Source organism: Pseudomonas sp. MWU13-2105, assembly GCF_023242315.1.
Classification (GTDB): Bacteria; Pseudomonadota; Gammaproteobacteria; order Pseudomonadales; family Pseudomonadaceae; genus Aquipseudomonas.
The window spans coordinates 79,131-97,563 of sequence record NZ_JALLIY010000006.1; the positions used below are offsets into that span (position 1 = coordinate 79,131).

An 18,433-nucleotide genomic window follows, 5' to 3' on the forward strand; every position below is an offset into this window, starting at 1 on the left:
GCCATCAGTCAATCCTCGACGCTCAGCGTGACATCGACGTTGCCGCGAATGGCCCGCGAGTACGGGCATGTCTGGTGGGCGCGCTCCACCAGGCGCCGTACCTGCTCGCGGGAGAAACCCGGGATGGCGATATGCAGCTCGACTTCAAGGCCGAAGTGCCCGGCGCTGTCCTTGCCCAGGCCGACCTTGCTGGTCACCCGGGTGGTTGCCGGCAGGATCACCTTGTCCTGAGCCGCCGCCAGCTTCATAGCCCCCAGAAAGCAGGCTGAATGACCGGCGGCGAATAACTGCTCGGGGTTGGTTCCCGGGCCGCCGGCGCCACCGAGCTCGCGTGGTGTCGACAACGGCAGATCCAGCGCTCCATCAGTAGAGAGGGCTCGGCCTTCACGGCCTCCGGTAACAGAAGCCTGACCTGCATACAGAATGGTTTCGAGAGACATGATCTATTCCTGGATGATGGGGAAACTGGCTGGAGCTAGTTGAACGTCGGCCTGTATCCCCTCTGTGTCCCGATCACCCTCAAGGTTAAGCCAGTGTTTCCAGGACCGCGCCATACACAGTGGGATACAAATCGCCGGTGCATTTGTCGTCGCCCTGGCAAATATGGCCCGGATTCACGCCGCCGGCCGTGAGGGGCCCCAGGTCAGTCCTTTTTGGAATGATCCCTGGACCTTAATTCGTTTGAACCCGCTCTCCGCCAGCCGCAGAATTCAGTCCAAGTCCAGTCATCCCGATATTGCGGAGTACCCACCCATGAGCACCGCTGTCTTCGCCCACCCTGACGAAATACGCGCGAATTTTTCCCGTGCCATGTCGCAGATGTACAAGACCGAAGTGCCACTCTACGGCGCGCTGATGGAGTTGGTCGCGCAGATCAACGAGCAGGTGTTGAGCAACAACGCCCAGGTGGCCGAAAGCCTGCGTCAGACCGGAGAGATCCGCCGCCTGGACATGGAGCGCCACGGCGCCATTCGTGTCGGCACGGCGGCGGAGCTGGCGACCCTGTGTCGGCTGTTCGCGGTAATGGGCATGGAGCCGGTGGGTTATTACGACCTTACCCCGGCCGGCGTCCCGGTGCATTCCACGGCCTTTCGCGCGGTGCATGAAACAGCCTTGCAGGTCAGTCCGTTCCGGGTCTTTACCTCGCTGCTGCGCCTGGAACTGATCGAGGAAGACGGGCTGCGGGAATTCGCCGAGTGGATCCTCAGCCGGCGCAATATCTTCACCCCGCGCACCATCGAACTGATCGAAAAAGCCGAGATGGACGGTGGCCTCGACTGCGCTGATGGCGCCGAGTTCGTCCAGCAGGCGTTGGAAACCTTCCGCTGGCACAACCGCGCCACGGTGTCGCTGGAGGAGTACAAGAAGCTCAATGCCCAGCACCGGCTGATTGCCGATGTGGTGGCGTTCAAGGGACCGCATATCAACCACCTGACTCCGCGCACCCTGGACATCGATGCGGTGCAGGCGGCCATGCCGGGCAAGGGCATCACCCCCAAGGCGGTGATCGAAGGCCCGCCCCGCCGCGAGTGCCCGATCCTGTTGCGCCAGACCAGCTTCAAGGCGCTCGAGGAAGCCATCACCTTTATCGGCCAGGGTGCCAACGAAACCGGCAGCCACTCGGCCCGTTTCGGTGAAATCGAACAACGCGGCGCGGCGCTGACGCCCAAGGGCCGGGCGCTCTACGACCGCCTGCTGAACGCCGCACGGGAAGAGCTCGGCGACTTTCCCAATGAGGCCAACGCGGCGCGCTATGAGCAGATCATGGCGAACACCTTCAAGGCCTTCCCCGACAACTACAGCGAGATGCGCAAACAGGGCCTGGCGTACTTCCGCTACTTCCCGACCGAAAAAGGCATCGCCGCGCGCAGCAGCGAACTGCCGTTGCGCGAACTGGAAGCCTTGATCGAAGCCGGTCAGGTGAGTTTCGAGCCGCTGGTGTACGAGGACTTCCTGCCGGTCAGCGCGGCGGGGATCTTCCAGTCGAACCTCGGGGACGACGCGCAAGCGCATTACGCCGGCAACGCCAACCGGGAGCAGTTCCACCAGGCGCTGGGGCGCGAAACCATCGATGAATTGCAGTTGTATGCCGCGACGCAGCGGCGTTCGTTGCTGGCGTGTTCGACCCGGTTGAATATTGCGCCGCTGGTCTGACGGATGCCCGAGACTCAAAACGACCTCAAGCCTGGCGCGGTCTTGTGGCGAGCGGGCTTCAGGGGCGCTTCGCACCCCAGCACGGGCAAGCCCGCTCGCCACAAAACTGCGCTCGACGTCAAATGGCTTTAATTGCTGTTGCCTTGGCTGACCCAGACTCCGCTTCAGCCATCAACTCATTCAACGCCACCACCAACGGCGCCCGCACCGAGGCACGCTGCCAGACAATCCCCAGGGTCCGAAACAGCCTCGGCCCCGGGACTTCCCAGCGGCGTACGCCTTGTGCCTCGTGATTGGCCGCCGGGCGGTCCGGCACCAGCGCTACCCCCAGCCCCTCGGCGACGAACTTGACGATGATGTCGATGCCATCCAGCTCGAACTGGGACTGGGGCTTGAGGCCGTGGCCTTGCAGATAGGCCTCCACCAGCTTGCCGCCAACCACCTTGCGGCTGAAACGGATAAAGGGCTGTTCGACGATGGTCGCCAGCACATCCTCCACCGGCAGTGTCACCGGGGTGATCAGCACCAGCGGTTCCTCCACCAGCGCCCGCCACTCGCAGCTCTTGGGCAAGGCGAACAACGGGTGCACGATCAACGCCGCATCCAGGTCGCCGCTCACCACCTGCTCCAGCAGCTCCTGGGAATTGCCCGGCTCGATATAGATCTCGATCTCGGGATAACGCCGCCGCCACTCATGCAGCGCCGGCGGCAACAACTGCATCAAGGCATATTGGGTCGCCCCCAGGCGCAAGGGACCGGCCGGCAATACGCCACTGGAAGCACTGGCACGCAGGTCGCGGGCCTCGCGGACAATCAGCCGGGCCCGCTCGATAATCCGATGGGCCACCGGAGTCGGCTTCACGGTATGGCCGCTGCGCCTGAGCAAGGCATTGCCGAGCTGCTTTTCCAGGGCCTTGATCTGCTGGGCCACGGTGGTCGGCGCCAGGTCCAGCTGGCGCGCCGCCGCGGCGATGGAACCGCAGTCGATCACCGCCAGGAAGGTTTCGAGAAATTGAGTATCCATCCACGGATTTTACGTTGTTCAACAGCGTGAACAAGCGCTTTTCAAGCGACCTGGAAAACCGCAAATTAGGCTTTTGCACAGCGAGGAACGCGACATGAGCGCACAGTCCATCCAACTGGCCGATATCGAACAGGCCGCCCGCCGTATCCACGGACACGCCGTGGAAACGCCCCTGCTGGAATTCCATAGCCTGAATGAACACTGCCAGGGTCGGGTACTGGTCAAGCCGGAAGTGCTGCAAAGAACCGGCTCGTTCAAGTTCCGGGGCGCCTACAACACCCTCGCCAGTCTCAGCCCGCAAGAGCACGCCCGTGGCGTGCTGGCCTTCTCATCCGGCAACCATGCCCAGGGCGTGGCCTGCGCCGCCAAGCTGCTGGGCATCCGGGCGACAATCCTGATGCCCAGTGATGCTCCCGCCTTGAAGATCCGCCGCACCCGCGAATATGGTGCCGAGGTGGTGCTGTTCGACCGCGAGAGCGAAGACCGCGAGGCCATCGCCGCGACGCTGATCGCCGAAAGCGGCGCGGTGCTGGTCAAGCCCTACGACGACCCGCGGGTCATGGCCGGCCAGGGCACCCTGGGACTGGAGATCGCCCGCCAGGCCGAGGCGCTGGGCCTGCGTCCCGACGTCGCCCTGGTGCCCTGCGGCGGCGGTGGCCTGATTGCCGGGGTCAGCGTGGCCCTGCACAGTCAGTTTCCCGAGATCGCGCTGTATGCGGTGGAACCGGAAGGCTTCGACGATACCGGGCGCTCCCTGGCCGCGGGCAGCCGGCAAAGTATCGCGGCAGGCGGACACTCGATCTGCGACGCGATCCTGACCGCCACACCGGGCGAGTTGACCTTCCAGATCAATCGCCGGCTGCTGCGCGGCGCGCTGGCGGTAACCGATGCAGAGGTCCGCTTCGCCCTGAGATGGGCCTTCGAAAATCTCAAGCTGGTGGTCGAACCGGGTGGCGTGGTCGGCCTGGCGGCGCTGCTGGCCGGGCGCATCGCACTGGAGGGCCGCTGTGCGGTGGTGGTCCTGTCGGGGGGCAATGCCGACCCGGCACTGTTCGCCAATGCACTGCTGACGAACGATTGAACGGCGCCGTCGCGGGAGTGACGGCCCGCATGCCGGGCTGGACTTGTCAGGCCTTCCCTTCCAGCGCCTGCAAGCGCCGGTAGAGTGTGCGCTCGCTCATCCCCAGGGTTTTCGCCAGTTCGCTGCGCGGTCCGTCGAACATCGCCAGGGCGTGGGCCAATTGCTCCAACTCGTTGCGCCCGCGACGCCGCTGCGGCGCCGTTGCCACTGTTTCACGGCGCAGTTCGGCGGGCAGGTCGGCCAGCCGGATCAGCCCATCGTCGGTAAACAGGCGCGCCCGCTCCAGCACATTGCGCAGTTCGCGGATATTGCCCGGCCAGTCATGCAGCCCCAGGACCTTCATCGCCGACGGATCGATACGCGGCACCGCGGTCGGCGCCAGGCGTTGCAACAGGCTGTCGATCAGCAGCGGCAGGTCGTCGCTGCGCTCGCGCAAGGCCGGCAAGCGAATCGGAAAGGCACTGATGCGGTAGAACAGGTCCTGGCGAAAACTCCCGGCGGCAACCATGTCCTTGAGCGGCTTGTGGGTCGCGCACACCAGGCGGAAGTCCGAGTGCACGGTACGCAGGCTGCCCACCGGTCGAAAGCTGCCGGATTCGATCAGGCGCAGCAGCTTGACCTGCATCGCCAGCGGCACCTCGCCGATCTCGTCGAGGAACAGCGTGCCGCCATGGGCCGCCTCGGCCAGGCCGATCTTGCGCTGCACGGCGCCGGTGAAGGCGCCCTTTTCGTAGCCGAAGAGTTCGCTCTCCAGCAGGGTTTCGGTCAGGCCGGTGCAGTCGACCACCACCAGCGGCCCGCCGGCCCGCGGACTGCCCTCGTGCAGGGCACGGGCAAAGAGTTCCTTGCCGGTGCCGGACTCGCCTTGCAACAACACCGGGATCGGCGACGGCGCCGCTCGCTGCAAAGCGCTCAAGGCCTCCTTGAACGGCGCCGAACGGCCGACCAGGCCCTGGTGCTGCGGCTGCGCCGAAGCCACGGTAACCGTATTCAGGCGTTCGACATAACCGACCACCTCGCCCTGCTCGTCCAGCAACGGCCGCAACTCGACATCGACGTGCTCGGGGCCGCGTGGCGTGTGGTGAATATGCAGGACACGCTCGGGCAAACGGCTTTCGTGGGCCTTGCGCATCGGGCAATGCTCGCCGGCCTGGTCGCAGGGCACCGCGAACTGATGCGAGACCCGAAAGCACTTCGCGCCGACATGGGGACGGCCCTCCACGCCGAACTGGCGCTGGTAGGCGGTGTTGGCCGCAATGATGTTGTAGTCGGTGTCGAGGACGATGGTCGGCCGCGGGTCGTGTTCCAGGTACGACACCAGGGCCCGCATATCGGGTCGGGCAAGGTCAGTGGCAAGGATGGTCATGGCAACTCCTGGATGGAGGCAGGAGTTTAATGCATGCCGGCCTTATCTGCCATTTACTGCCACAAACCGCCAAAATGACCGCCATTTTATCTGGCAGACGCTTACAAAGCATAAAATTTCGGCGAATGTGTTGATATAAATCAGCAATAACGGACAAAAATCAAAATCGCCGCCTGGCATGCTTATTGAACTCTGACAGACAGGAACGGGATATCGAACACATCGCCTAACCTGTAGGAGCGTGTGAGCCTCATACCCGTCGACGACATCCGGAGTACACAATGACCTTTGGCGACAAGCTAGCCGTAGAAGCCTTTTTCGACCCCGACACCTGGACCATCAGCTATCTGGTGCTGGACACCAGCACCCGCCGCTGCGCGCTGATCGACAGCGTCCTCGACTACGACCCCAAGTCCGGACGGACCCGCACCGCATCGGCCGACCGGCTGATCGCCAGGGTCCGCGAGCTGGACGCCGAGGTCGAGTGGATCCTGGAAACCCATGTGCACGCCGACCACCTCTCGGCGGCGGCCTACCTGAAGGAACAGCTCGGCGCCAAGGTTGCCATCGGCAGCCACATCACCGTGGTCCAGCAGGTCTTCGGCGAACTCTTCCATGCCGGCAGTGACTTCCAGCGCGACGGCAGCCAGTTCGATGTACTGCTCGGCGACAACGCCGAATTCAGCATCGGCACCTTGCAGGCCCGTGCCCTGCACACCCCGGGGCATACCCCGGCGTGCATGAGCTACCTGATCGAGTCCGACACTGAACTCGTCGCCTTTGTCGGCGATACCCTGTTCATGCCCGACTACGGCACCGCCCGCTGCGATTTCCCCGGCGCCGATGCGCGCACCCTCTATCGCTCGATCCGCCAACTGCTGGCACTGCCGCCGCAGACCCGGCTGTTCATGTGCCACGACTACCTGCCCGGCGGCCGCGAACTGCGCTACATGACCAGCGTCGCCGAACAGCGCGCGAGCAATATCCATATCCATGACGGCATCGACGAAGACACCTTCGTCAGCATGCGCGAGGCCCGTGACGCCACCCTCGACATGCCGGTGCTGATACTGCCGGCGGTGCAGGTCAACATGCGCAGCGGCCAGTTGCCCGAGCCGGAAGCCAACGGCGTGCGTTACCTGAAGATCCCGCTCAATGCCCTCTGAACCAGGACCCGACCCCATGTCTTCGACTGCCGTTTCCCATCACCAGATCCTGATCATCGGCGCCGGCGCGGCCGGTATCGCCGTGGCCGCCAGCCTGCTGGCCCGGGCCCCCGGCCTGGATATCGCGATTATCGACCCGGCCGACACCCACTACTACCAACCCGGCTGGACCATGGTCGGGGCTGGGGTGTTTCGCCCCGAATCGACTGCCCGGCCCATGGCCTCGCTGATCCCCCGTGGCGTGCGCTGGATCAAGGCGGCGGTCAGTGCCTTCGGCCCCCACGGTCACGAAGTGGTACTCACCGACCAGAGCCGGGTCGGCTACGAACAGTTGATCGTCTGCCCCGGCCTGAAGCTCGACTGGGCGGCCATCGACGGGCTCGAAGAGACCCTCGGACGCAATGGCGTGACCTCCAACTACCGCTACGACCTCGCCCCCTACACCTGGAAACTGGTGCAGGCGCTCAACGAGGGCGAAGCCTTGTTCAGCCAGCCGCCGATGCCGATCAAATGTGCCGGCGCGCCGCAGAAGGCCCTGTACCTGTCCTGTGATCACTGGCTCAAGGGCGCACGCCTGGGGCGGATCAACGCCCGCTTCTTCAACGCCGGCGCCGTGCTGTTCGGCGTGGCCGACTATGTACCGGCGCTGATGGAATACGTCCACAAGTATGCGATCGACCTGCAGTTCGGCCACAGCCTGGTGGCGGTCAACGGCCCGGCGAAGCAGGCGACCTTCGCCCGGACCCTGGCCGATGGCAGCCCGGAAACCCTGGTCCGCTCGTTCGACATGCTGCATGTGGTGCCGCCGCAAGTGGCCCCGGACTTCATCCGTTCCAGCCCCTTGGCCGATGCCGCCGGCTGGGTCGATGTCGATCCGGCCACCCTGCAACACCGCCAGTTCGCCAATATCCATGGCCTGGGCGACGTGACCAACACCAGCAATGCCAAGACCGCCGCCGCCGCGCGCAAGCAGGCGCCGGTGGTGGCCAACAACGTGCTGGTGGCCCTCGGGCGCCTGCCCCGACAGGCCACCTACGACGGTTATGGTTCCTGCCCGCTGACCGTGGAGCGCGGCAAGATCGTCCTCGCCGAATTCACCTACGGCGGCAAGCTGGCTCCGACATTCGCCCCCTGGTTGCTGGACGGGCGCAAACCGACGCGCCTGGCCTGGTGGCTGAAGGAGCGGATCCTGCCACCGTTGTACTGGCGCGGCATGCTCAAGGGCCGTGAATGGCTGGCGCGGCCGACATTGACGGCGGCCAAAGCACAACCATGAACGAACATCTGTTGCTGGGGGCGGGACTCGGCACGCTGATTGGCGCGATCCTGGCCCTGACCGGGGCCGGCGGCGGCATCCTCGCGGTGCCATTGCTGGTGTTCGGACTGGGGTTATCGATGGTCGAGGCGGCGCCCATCGGCTTGCTCGCGGTGGGCCTGGCGGCGAGCGTCGGGGCCTTGCTCGGCTTGCGCCAGGGCATTGTCCGTTATCGGGCTGCGGCCTATATTGCCGGGATAGGTGTGTTGCTGACGCCACTGGGGCTATGGCTCGCCCATCACCTGCCCAACGCGCCGCTGGCCCTGGGGTTTGCGCTGGTGATGGTCTACGCCTGCGGGCGGATCTTTCTCAAGGCGCGCAAGGAGTTGCGGCACGGGCATCCGCCGCCGCGACCGGGCTTCCAGCCGTGCGTGCTGAATCCCCTGCAAGGCCGGCTGCGCTGGACCCTGCCCTGCGCCCGCGCACTGACCGTCACCGGCATGCTCTCGGGATTGTTGTCGGGGTTGCTCGGGGTCGGCGGCGGCTTTGTCATCATTCCGGCGCTGACGCGCTACACCAACCTGGACAGCCGGAGCATCGTCGCCACGTCCCTGGCGGTGATTGCGCTGGTGTCGCTGGGCAGCGTGGTGACGGCGAGCCTGTCCGGGGTGATGCATTGGTCGGTGGGCGGGCCTTTTGCGGCGGGGGCTGTGCTGGGATTGGTACTCGGCCGCCAGGTTGCCGGGCATCTGGCCGGGCCGCGGTTGCAGCAATTGTTCGCGCTGGTCGGGGTGATCGCGGCGGGGCTGCTGGCGATGGGCGCGCTGGGGCTTTCGTTCTAGGCCATCGGCTTTTGGCGATCTCGAGGCCCTATTCGCTGCGATCCGGCGTCCCGGTGAGTTCTGCTCCCACAATGTCTTGTGTCAAACCGAGAGTTCGCATACGACCGAAGATCCAATGAGGGAGCGGAGCTTGTCGGATCGCCGCACCGCCGCGAAGCTTTTGGCGGCCCCAAGGGCTCCATCGCCGGCAAGCCTGGCGCCTCCAGGTCAGCGGGCAGCTTTCACGCCGATATTTTATTCCGCCGGCAGCTTGCGGAACCCCACCGCCAGGCGATTCCAGCTGTTGATGGTGTTGATCGCCAGCGTCAGGTCGACCATTTCCTTGGGGCTGAACTCGGCACTCAACAAGACGTAGTCTTCATCCGGCGCATGGGTCTGCGCGAGCTGGGTCAGCGCCTCGGTCCAGGCGATCGCGGCGCGTTCGCGCGGGGTGAAGAACGGCGTTTCACGCCAGACCGACAGACAGTGCAGGCGACGTTCGGTCTCACCCAGCTTGCGCGCATCGGTGGTGTGCATATCGACACAAAAGGCGCAGCCATTGATCTGCGAGGAGCGCAACTTGACCAGTTCAAGCAAGGATTTCTCCAAAGGCAGTTTGTTCACCGCGTTTTCAAGCGCCAGCATGGCTTTGAGAGCATCCGGCGAAGCGGTATAGAAATCAATACGAGGTTGCATGGTGTTGCTCCTGGCAAGTGGGGACTGGCGCCAAGGTAACCCCCCTCCCGCCACGGGACAAATAGCCAATTGCGGCAAAGATCGGGATACCAATCCCGGCGTTTCGAAGCCTCCGCCGGCAGGCTAGACTGCGTCCATCGGCGCGAACCCGCCCGCCCCTCCAGCCGAGCCGCGACATGGAATTGCACATCAGCCGATCCAGGCCGATGAACTGACCGGGGCCGCGGTGATCGAGCATTGGCGCGACGCAGCCATGCCGATGCATCACCCGACCCATACCCTGCGCTACGACTACCTCGGCGGCGCCACCGGCAAGCACCAGTTTCCCCAGGAGAAATGGCGCCGCTGCGTGCTTTTCGCCTTGCGCCAGGGCGCACAGTCGCTCGGTTTGTACGGCCAGCCAGAAGGTTTGTCGATGCTACGCGAAGCCATATCCCGGCATATCGGCTTCTCCCGCGGAGTGCGCTGCAGCAGCGACGACCTGCTGGTGACCAACGGCGCGCAACAGGCCCTCGACCTGGTTGCCCGGGTGCTGGTGGAACCGGGTTGCACAGTGGTGGTGGAAGACCCCGGCTATCCGCCGGCACGCCTGCTGTTTGCCGCCCAGGGCGCGCGGGTGATCGGGGTTCCGGTGGACGACCAGGGCCTGCGGGTGGAGCTGATTCCCGACGGAACACGACTGATCTATGTCACCCCGGCGCACCAGTTCCCCCCGCGCCGCGCAGCGGCCTGCTGATGGGCTACGGCTGTATCGACAGCCTGGATATCCAGCCGTCGCTGGATCGGCTGCGGGCGCTTCTGCAACAGCTGGCCCCAAGGGACTGAAACCCTAGGTCCGACTGCGCAACCACTGCATGAACCCGCGCTTCTGCGCCGGCTGGGGCACTTCGCGGGTGAAGTTCTGCACCGCGTTCAAGCGCCGGTCGAGCAGGTTCTTCATGGCCTCGCCGATGTCGTGGCGGGCTTCCAGGCAGGGCTTGAGGTACTCGTTTTCAATGCGATACAGCAGGCAGTCGGTCTTGGCGGTGAAGTCCGCCACCACCGCCATGTCGGCCAGCACCCCGGCCTCGCCGATCACCTCGCCCGGTCCCATGCGCCCGGCTTCCATCGGCACGCCGCCGCGCAACAGCGTCACCGAGACCACGCCGGATTCGATGATGAACAGGTGATCGCTGATCTCGCCACGGGCCATGATCTCGCTACCGGCACGGAACGTCTGCGCCTGCATGTTCTCGCTGAAGGTATCCTTCTCCTCCGAGCGCAAGGTGGAGAAGATCGACGAGCTTTCCAACAACCTGCGCGGGCGCGACAAATTCACCGGTGTGGCGCTCTCCCCGCTGGACAGCAAGCTCACGCCCGAAGCACGCAAGTGGCGGAACGCCAGGTCGAAGAGCTGATTGCGCACTTCGCGCTTCTCGCCCATGGACACCACGAAACCGTTGATCTCGTATTCCGCGCCCTCGGCGCTGGAGCTTTTCAGCGTCACGCAAGGCGCCGGGGTCGGCAGCAAGGCGCGACAGCCGAGCATCGCGCGCTCCAGGGCATCGATCACCACCTGGGGCCGGGAATGCGGGCTGACCTGCACGCTGATGGACAAGCCATGCATATCGCTGGGGCGACTGAAGTTGACGATCTTGGCCCTGGCCGCGAGAGAGTTGGGCACCACCGCCATGCTGCCCTGGGAGGTTTGCAGGCGCGTGGCGCGCCAGTCGATATCGACGACCCGGCCCTCGGTGCCGTCGATGGACACCCAATCGTCGACCTGATAGGGCTTGGTGGCATTCAGCACAATCCCGGAAAACACGTCGCTGAGGGTGCTCTGCAAGGCCAGGCCGACAATGATCGCCAGGGCCCCGGAGGTCGCCAGCACGCCCTTGACCGGCAGGTCGAGCACATAGGCCGCCGCCGCGACGATGGCGATCAGGAAGATGATCGCCCCGAGCACATCCTGCACCAGCCGACCGGCATGCCCGACCCGCTGCATCATCACCGTGCCGAGCAGCACCGTCAGGGTCCGCGCGCCGAACAGCCACCAGCCGATCTGCAGGCCGGTGGCCGCCAGGTGCCGGGGGATGTCATCGGGCCAGGGCGGGGTCTGCAGGGGGTTCATGCCTTCGTTGAACAACAGCAGGCTGAACAGCGAGAACACCGTCAGGCGCACCGCCAGTTTCCAGGTGTCGCTTTTGCTGCCCATCAGGTGCCACAACAACAAATCGACCACGATCAGCAGAAAAGCGCAGGACAGGGGATGTTCAGACAACAGGTCAAGCATCGAGCCACTCCATGAAAAGAAACCGTCGGCGCGGCGAAGATCGCACAGAACGGCTTCCTGGAGTTATAGCTTTATATTCGGCGCGGCGCAGCGGCCCTCGGCGAACGGGGGCCGCTTGGCGGCGTCAGTCGTGCATCTGCCCGAAGCGCCCGGCCTGGAAGTCGGCAAAGGCCTGGTGGATCTCGGCTTCGCTGTTCATCACGAAGGGACCATGGCCGACAATCGGCTCGTCGATCGGCTCGCCGCTGAGCAGCAGCACCAGCGCATCGATATCGGCGTGCAACGACACGTCGCGACCGGCCGGCTCGAACACCACCAACTGCCCCGGTTGCGCCAGTTGCTCGCCATTGACCCGCACGCTGCCGCGCAGGACCACCAGCACGGAACTGCGACCTTCGTGCAGCTCCAGCGCCAGGGTTTTCCCGCCGTTCAGGCGGATATCCCACACATCCATCGGCGTGAAGGTCCGCGCCGGCCCCTGCTGGCCGTCGAACTCCCCGGCGATCAGGCGCAGGCTGCCGGCCTGGTCCTTAAGGGCAATCCGCGGGATATCGCGGTCGAGAATGCCCTGGTAACCGGCCGGCGCCGACTTGTCCCGCGCCGGCAGGTTGACCCAGAGCTGGACCATTTCCAGTCGGCCGCCGCGTTTGGCGAAAGCTTCGGAATGAAACTCTTCGTGGATGATCCCCGCGGCGGCGGTCATCCATTGCACGTCGCCCGGGCCGATCACACCACCGGCCCCGGTGGAGTCGCGGTGCTCCACTTCACCGTCATAGACGATGGTCACGGTTTCAAAACCGCGATGGGGGTGCTGGCCGACCCCACGACGCTGGCTGGTCGGGGTGAAATCAGCGGGGCCGGCATGGTCCAGCAGCAGGAACGGGCTGATCTGCCGGCCCAGGTTGTCATAGGAAAACAGCGTGCGCACCGGAAAGCCGTCGCCGACCCAATGGCCCCTGGGGCTGGTATAGAGACCAAGAATCTTTTTCATGGGTACCTCCATCATTTATGGGGCAGAGCTTAGATTGAAGCGGTTTTTGGCGCTAGCCGGTAAAAAACGGCTTCATCGTTCTACTGTTGGGACGATTACCCACTGGCCGCCAGGGTGCTGGATTAATTTATATTTCGGACATAATATGGATTAAAATATTACGACCGTAATTTTTTTATCCTGATCAGGAGGCGCCCATGCAGACCCCGAACCGCGACGTCACGCTCGCCCAATGGATTGCCGAGGAGCAGGCCATGCGCGAACGCCTGCAAGGCCCCGGCAGCCTGACCCTGGCCGAGGTCAGCCAACTGACTCCGGCGGAGTTTTTCAACGGTATCGGCAACGGTGAACTGCCCTCGCCGCCGATCGGCAGCTTGCTGGACTTTATCCCCATCGAATGGTCCGAGGGCCGCTTCGTGTTCCAGGGCACCCCGGACACCCGCCACTACAACCCGCTGGGCAGCGTGCATGGCGGCTATGCCGCGACCTTGCTCGACTCGTGCATGGGCTGCGCCATTCATACGCGCCTGCAAAAGGGTCAGGGCTATACCACCCTGGACCTGCGCATCAGCTATGTGCGGGCCCTGACCGGCAGCAGCGGACCGATCCGCGCCGAGGGCACGATCGTCCATCTCGGGCGCTCCACGGCCCTGGCCGAAGGGCGGATCTACGACGTCGACGGACGACTTTATGCCACCGGCTCGACCACCTGCATGATTCTCCAACCAAGAGGCTGAGAAAGCGCTGCGCCCTTGCCTGCGCCTACAAGGTGAGGTGGCGCCCAATTAAATTACAGTTATCATTCAACACAGCAGGAGTTTCACCATGACCGCCATCGTGATCGCCGGTTACGCCCGCTCCCCTTTCCATTTCGCGAAAAAAGGCGCACTGGTCGATATCCGCCCCGACGACCTCGCCGCCCAGGTATTGCGCGGCCTGGTGGATAAACTCGAGATCGATCCCAGCGACCTCGAAGACCTGGTCATGGGCTGCGCCTACCCGGAAGCCGAGCAAGGCATGAATATCGCCCGCATCGCCAGTTTCCGCGCCGGGTTCCCCGACAGCCTCGGCGGCGCGACGATCAACCGCTTCTGCGGCTCGTCCATGAGTGCCGTGCACTATGCCGCCGGGCAGATCCTGCTGGGGGCCGGCGACGCCTTCCTCTGCGCCGGGGTGGAATCCATGACCCGCGTGCCCATGGGCGGTTTCAATATCTCGCCGAACCCGACGCTGATGCGCGACCACCCCGAGGTGTATATGCCCATGGGCCACACCGCCGAAGAAGTCGCACGCCGTTACGGCATCGCTCGGGCCGAGCAGGAAAGCCTGGCCGTCGAATCCCACGCCAAGGCCGCAAAGGCCCGCGAACTGGGGCATCTGGCAGATGAAATCATCGCTATCCAGACCGCGAACGGCTGGGTCAAGGAGGATGGCTGCATTCGCCCGGGCACCAGCCTGGAAGGTCTGGCTGGACTGAAACCGGCGTTCGACGGCACGGTCACCGCCGGCACCGCCTCGCCATTGACCGATGGCAGCGCCGCCGTGCTGGTGTGCAGCGAAACCTTCGCCCGCGCGCGCGGCCTGGCGATCCTGGCGCGGATCAAGGCCGTCGCGGTGGCCGGCTGTGCTCCGCAGATCATGGGCATGGGCCCGGTGCATGCGACCCGCAAGGTGCTGCAACGGGCCGGATTGCGGATCGGCGATATCGACCTGGTGGAAATCAACGAGGCCTTTGCCAGCCAGTCCCTGGCCTGCCTGCGCGAACTCGACCTGGATCGCGGTCGGATCAACCTCGACGGCGGTGCCCTGGCCATCGGTCATCCGCTCGGGGCTACCGGCGCGCGTATTACCGGCAAAGCGGCTTCCCTGCTGCGGCGTAGTGGCGGACGCTACGCCATTGCCACGCAATGCATCGCCGGCGGCCAGGGCATCGCGACGTTGCTTGAGGCTGTCGAGGCCTGAACTGAGACTCCGTCGATTCGTGCGTATTGGTAACGAGTCATTTTCCCCAGCCCTACTTTTTCTCAAAGATCGGGCTGGGGATACTCCTGCTCATTCCCACTGTCGCTCCAGGAGTCGCCCATGTCCGTTCCCGCCTTTGGCCTCGGTACCTTCCGCCTGCAAGGCCAGGTCGTCATCGACTCGGTCAGCACCGGCCTCGCGCTGGGCTACCGGGTCATCGATACCGCGCAGATCTATGAAAACGAGGCCGAGGTCGGCCAGGCCATCGCCGCCAGCGGCATCCCCCGTGACCAGCTGTTTATCACCAGCAAGATCTGGATCGCCAACCTCGGCCAGGACGCGCTGATCCCCAGCCTCAAGGAAAGCCTGCGCAAACTGCGCAGCGATTATCTGGACCTGACCCTGATCCACTGGCCATCGCCGCAGGACCAGGTGCCGGTCGCCGAATTCATGGGCGCGCTGCTGGAGGCCAAACAATTGGGCCTGACCCGGGAGATCGGCGTGTCCAACTTCACCGTCGACCTGATGCAACAAGCGGTGGCCGCCGTCGGTGCCGAGCAGATCGCCACCAACCAGATCGAACTGCACCCCTACCTGCAGAACCGCAAGGTTGTGGCGGCCGCCCAAGCCCAGGGTATCCAGATCACCTCCTATATGACCCTGGCCTATGGTGAAGTGTTGAACGACCCGGTCATCCGCCAGATCGCCGAGCGGCACCAGGCGACCCCGGCACAAGTGACCCTGGCCTGGGCCATGCAACTGGGTTACGCGGTGATCCCATCGTCGACCAAGCGCGAGAACCTGGCGAGCAATCTCAAAGCCCGGGAGTTGCGTCTGAGTGATGAAGACATGGCGAAGATCGCCGGCCTCGAACGGGCCCATCGCCTGACCAGCCCGGCAGGCCTGGCGCCGCAGTGGGATTGAGGGGGTTGCGACGACCGGCATAAACCTGAAAGCGCCGCGCGAAACGTGAACACGCCACCGACCTGCAGGAGCCTGGCTTACCAGCGAAGAGTCCCGTGAGAGCGCTAAAAGCTTCGCGGGCAAGCCCTGCTCCTACAGGTCAGGGGGCGTTTTCAGAAATGCATTCCAGCTCCGCATGGCCGCCTGGGGGCTACCAGCCGACGCCTCAGATCAGTTGGTTGCGCTTGGCGAACTCCGCCAGCGCCACCACCGACTTCAGATTGAGCTTGTCGATCAAGCGGGTCTTGTAGGTGCTCACCGTCTTGTCGCTGAGCAGCATCAGTTCGCTGATGTCCTTGTTCTTCATCCCCCGGGCGAGGTAGCGCAGGATGCTCAGTTCGCGGTTGCTCAGGCTGTCGATCAGCACCGGCTCCGAAACGCTGGCGCCCTGGCCCTGGGCGTGCCCCTCCAGGCGCGGAAAGAAACTCTTGTTGAGCATGACCGCCTGGATCGCCAGGCGCAGCTCGACCAATTCGGCGGTCTTGGAGATATAACCCATGGCGCCGGCGCGCATGCAACGCTCGGAATAGAACTCCGGCGCCTGTTCGGTAAGCACCACCAGCTTGCTCGGCAGGTGCAGGTCGGTGAGCCGCTTGATTGCCTCCAGGCCATCGAGCCGGGGGATATTGAGGTCCATGACGATCAGGCTCGGTGACAGCTCCCGGGCAAATTGCACCGCATCGACGCCGTTATCGGCCTCGGCGACGACCTTGAACCCCTCCTTTTCCAGCAAGACCTTGATGGCCATGCGAATGAACGGGTGATCGTCAACTATCAGGGCTGTGCGCATTACAAATCCTCAAGAAGTACGCCAGCCACTGCTTGAGACGGGAACGTGCTTGCATCGAAACAAATGGAGAGAAATAGCGAAATACAGTATAGGAAAATTCTCAATTTCTGCTGTGGCTGGGCATTGGAAGTGCGGCCATTCCGGCCTGTGGCTGTCAGGTTCAGGACGCAAGGGCTGAACAAGGTCGGCCACTTTAGCGAGAGGTCTCGGGAGCATCTGTAGGGAAAATCCCAAGATACTCGTCATTTCCAGGAAGCTTGCACAACCCACCCCGCGAGGGGCAGCGACAGGGCGCTGCCCGCGAGGCCGGCCTCAGTCGGTGGTACTCGGGCTCCAGAACGCCTGCTGCACCATGCTTGAGGTCGACAACCGCGCCACCAGTGCGTCGAGTTCGTCGCCGTCCACCGAGGTGATCGCCAGGGTCGCTTCGATTTCCACTTCCTCGTCGCCGAAGGGCCGCACCTCGACGTCGCTGGCCGGGTAGTTGCTGCGCTCCAGTTCCTTTTCCAGCAACGACAGTGCGGTCTTCTGCTGGGCCCGCCGGACAATCAGATAGAGGATATAGGTGACCTCCGCCGAGACCACGTCCAGCGGCTGGCGGTTGATGTAGTTGACGATCGGCCGTAGCAAGGTGTTCGCCGCGAGGACAAACAAGGTACCCAGCAGGGCTTCGAGGATCAGGTCGGCACCGGCGCAGGCACCGACCGCCGCCGAGGCCCAGAGGGTCGCGGCGGTGTTCAGGCCACGGACGTTGCCCTCCTCGCGCATGATCACCCCGGCGCCGAGAAAACCGATGCCGGAGACCACATAGGCGACCACCCGCACCGCCCCTTCGGCGCCGCCCAGACGGTTGGCCATGTCGACGAAGATCGCCGCCCCCACCGCCACCAGGACGTTGGTACGCAGGCCGGCGGTGCGCTGGCGGTACTGGCGTTCGAAACCGATCAAGCCGCCGAGGATAAAGGCGGCGCTGAGGCTGACGCAGGTGTCGATCAGGGAGTCGAAGTTGATGTTGTTCAGGGCTTGCATGGCGGTTCTCGTGTCTGCGATGTCCCCCACTGTAGGAGCGAGCGCGCTCCTACAGTGGGGTGGTGCCGCAGGCATAGCACATCCACATGCACAGCATGATGTCAGCGCCCGCGGCTCAGCTCGCCTCCCACTGACGCAGTCGTACGCGGCAGTGCTTCATGGCATTGACGATGTGCTTCTCCACCAGGCTGCGAGAGATCCCCAGGCGTTCGGCAATCTCCGGATGGGACAGGCCTTCGATCTTGCGCAGCATGAAGCTGTCGCGACACGGCCCCGACAACTCCGCCAGGGCCCGCTGCAACATTTCCAGGCGCAGGCCATGGTCCAGGGAGATGTGCGGCGACGGGCTGAAAAACCGCTCATCGTTGTCAAGCACGTCCAGCGGTTCATTCTGGCGCACGGTATTGCGCCGGTGCTCATCGATCACCAGGTTCATCGCCGTGCGGTAGAGAAACGCCCGCGGCTGCCCTATCGGGGTATCGCTCGAACGCTCGAGCACCCGCAGGTAAGCGTCGTGCACCAGGTCTTCGGCCGCCTGGCGATTGCCCAGCCTGGCATTGAGGAAACACACCAGCTCGCGGTAGTAGCTTTCCAACCTGACTCCTGTCCGCACACCCGGCGGGCTGTCCTTGAGCATGATCGGCAGCGTCCGGCTCGGGACCTCATGATAAGGGCTGTTTGAAACAGACGTAATTTATAATAATTCTCATATAGATTCCAATCCATCCAGCATCCGCCCGCTGCAAATACCTCGGAAAGCCCACGAGCCGGGGTTAAATTCACCCGCCGACCTCTCGTCTATCTTGCAGCTCCCGTGTTTGTCGCCCGACGACAACCCGCGCCGCGGCGCCCCCCGGGCACCC

General features: G+C 64.2%; 17 protein-coding genes and 1 pseudogene. 9 read left to right on the plus strand and 9 right to left on the minus strand.

Going from position 1 to position 18,433, the window contains the following annotated elements:
* Positions 1 to 8 precede the first annotated feature (8 nt).
* Positions 9 to 440, minus strand: a complete 432-nt coding sequence (locus tag M5B96_RS10275) for an organic hydroperoxide resistance protein (protein ID WP_248796569.1) — start codon at positions 438 to 440, stop codon at positions 9 to 11.
* A 313-nt stretch (positions 441 to 753) separates the two neighbouring features.
* Between M5B96_RS10275 and M5B96_RS10280 the strand changes: the two genes are divergently transcribed.
* Entirely contained in the window at positions 754 to 2,154 is a 1,401-nt protein-coding gene (locus M5B96_RS10280; protein ID WP_248796570.1) for a VOC family protein, read from the plus strand.
* A 118-nt stretch (positions 2,155 to 2,272) separates the two neighbouring features.
* Here M5B96_RS10280 and M5B96_RS10285 read toward each other — a convergent pair whose 3' ends face one another.
* Positions 2,273 to 3,178 carry a LysR family transcriptional regulator gene (locus tag M5B96_RS10285; protein WP_248796571.1) on the minus strand — a complete coding sequence of 302 codons (906 nt, stop codon included), beginning with the start codon at positions 3,176 to 3,178 and terminating at the stop codon, positions 2,273 to 2,275.
* Positions 3,179 to 3,272: 94 nt separating this feature from the next.
* Between M5B96_RS10285 and M5B96_RS10290 the strand changes: the two genes are divergently transcribed.
* Positions 3,273 to 4,259 carry a threonine/serine dehydratase gene (locus M5B96_RS10290; RefSeq protein WP_248796572.1) on the plus strand — a complete coding sequence of 329 codons (987 nt, stop codon included), beginning with the start codon at positions 3,273 to 3,275 and terminating at the stop codon, positions 4,257 to 4,259.
* 46 nt (positions 4,260 to 4,305) lie between these two features.
* Here the strand turns inward: M5B96_RS10290 and M5B96_RS10295 are convergent, their stop codons facing one another.
* A complete protein-coding gene (locus M5B96_RS10295) occupies positions 4,306 to 5,625 on the minus strand; it encodes a sigma-54 interaction domain-containing protein (protein ID WP_248796573.1) in 1,320 nt (439 codons plus the stop codon).
* A gap of 281 nt (positions 5,626 to 5,906) precedes the next feature.
* On the opposite strand from M5B96_RS10295, the gene M5B96_RS10300 reads away from it, so the two are divergent.
* Genes M5B96_RS10300 through M5B96_RS10310 form a run of 3 tightly spaced genes read left to right on the plus strand, consistent with a single transcriptional unit; the run spans position 5,907 to position 8,888 of the window.
* A complete protein-coding gene (locus tag M5B96_RS10300) occupies positions 5,907 to 6,791 on the plus strand; it encodes an MBL fold metallo-hydrolase (RefSeq protein ID WP_248796574.1) in 885 nt (294 codons plus the stop codon).
* A 16-nt stretch (positions 6,792 to 6,807) separates the two neighbouring features.
* Positions 6,808 to 8,067: an FAD/NAD(P)-binding oxidoreductase gene (locus M5B96_RS10305; RefSeq protein ID WP_248796575.1), complete on the plus strand. Its 1,260-nt coding sequence runs from the start codon at positions 6,808 to 6,810 to the stop codon at positions 8,065 to 8,067.
* A complete protein-coding gene (locus M5B96_RS10310) occupies positions 8,064 to 8,888 on the plus strand; it encodes a sulfite exporter TauE/SafE family protein (RefSeq protein ID WP_248796576.1) in 825 nt (274 codons plus the stop codon). Before M5B96_RS10305 ends, M5B96_RS10310 begins: the two co-directional genes overlap by 4 nt.
* Before the next feature lie 234 nt (positions 8,889 to 9,122).
* Here the strand turns inward: M5B96_RS10310 and M5B96_RS10315 are convergent, their stop codons facing one another.
* On the minus strand, positions 9,123 to 9,563 hold the full coding sequence (locus tag M5B96_RS10315; protein WP_248796577.1) for a carboxymuconolactone decarboxylase family protein: 441 nt from the start codon (positions 9,561 to 9,563) through the stop codon (positions 9,123 to 9,125).
* A 202-nt stretch (positions 9,564 to 9,765) separates the two neighbouring features.
* Here M5B96_RS10315 and M5B96_RS10320 point away from each other — a divergent pair.
* Positions 9,766 to 10,275, plus strand: a pseudogene (locus M5B96_RS10320) (aminotransferase class I/II-fold pyridoxal phosphate-dependent enzyme); the annotation flags it as partial.
* Positions 10,276 to 10,392: 117 nt separating this feature from the next.
* On the opposite strand, the gene M5B96_RS10325 reads toward M5B96_RS10320, so the two are convergent.
* A complete protein-coding gene (locus M5B96_RS10325; RefSeq protein ID WP_248796578.1) occupies positions 10,393 to 11,835 on the minus strand; it encodes a mechanosensitive ion channel family protein in 1,443 nt (480 codons plus the stop codon).
* Between the two features lie 124 nt (positions 11,836 to 11,959).
* Complete coding sequence (locus M5B96_RS10330) at positions 11,960 to 12,826, minus strand: pirin family protein (protein WP_248796579.1); 867 nt, start codon at positions 12,824 to 12,826, stop codon at positions 11,960 to 11,962.
* A 197-nt stretch (positions 12,827 to 13,023) separates the two neighbouring features.
* Here M5B96_RS10330 and M5B96_RS10335 point away from each other — a divergent pair, with 197 nt between their 5' ends.
* From M5B96_RS10335 to dkgB, 3 genes are all read left to right on the plus strand, one after another.
* On the plus strand, positions 13,024 to 13,563 hold the full coding sequence (locus M5B96_RS10335) for a PaaI family thioesterase (RefSeq protein ID WP_248796580.1): 540 nt from the start codon (positions 13,024 to 13,026) through the stop codon (positions 13,561 to 13,563).
* Positions 13,564 to 13,651: 88 nt separating this feature from the next.
* Positions 13,652 to 14,788, plus strand: a complete 1,137-nt coding sequence (locus M5B96_RS10340; RefSeq protein ID WP_248796581.1) for a thiolase family protein — start codon at positions 13,652 to 13,654, stop codon at positions 14,786 to 14,788.
* 120 nt (positions 14,789 to 14,908) lie between these two features.
* Positions 14,909 to 15,712 (plus strand): 2,5-didehydrogluconate reductase DkgB, encoded by an 804-nt coding sequence (gene dkgB / locus M5B96_RS10345; protein ID WP_248796582.1) that lies wholly within the window; start codon positions 14,909 to 14,911, stop codon positions 15,710 to 15,712.
* Positions 15,713 to 15,917: 205 nt separating this feature from the next.
* On the opposite strand, the gene M5B96_RS10350 is transcribed toward dkgB, so the two are convergent.
* From M5B96_RS10350 to M5B96_RS10360, 3 genes are all read right to left on the minus strand, one after another.
* Positions 15,918 to 16,541: a response regulator transcription factor gene (locus M5B96_RS10350; protein ID WP_248796583.1), complete on the minus strand. Its 624-nt coding sequence runs from the start codon at positions 16,539 to 16,541 to the stop codon at positions 15,918 to 15,920.
* 312 nt (positions 16,542 to 16,853) lie between these two features.
* Positions 16,854 to 17,570 carry an MgtC/SapB family protein gene (locus M5B96_RS10355; RefSeq protein WP_248796584.1) on the minus strand — a complete coding sequence of 239 codons (717 nt, stop codon included), beginning with the start codon at positions 17,568 to 17,570 and terminating at the stop codon, positions 16,854 to 16,856.
* A 115-nt stretch (positions 17,571 to 17,685) separates the two neighbouring features.
* The gene (locus tag M5B96_RS10360) at positions 17,686 to 18,165 is read right to left on the minus strand and encodes a sigma-70 family RNA polymerase sigma factor (protein WP_248796587.1); all 480 of its coding nucleotides are present in this window, start codon (positions 18,163 to 18,165) and stop codon (positions 17,686 to 17,688) included.
* Between the last annotated feature and the right edge of the window lie 268 nt (positions 18,166 to 18,433).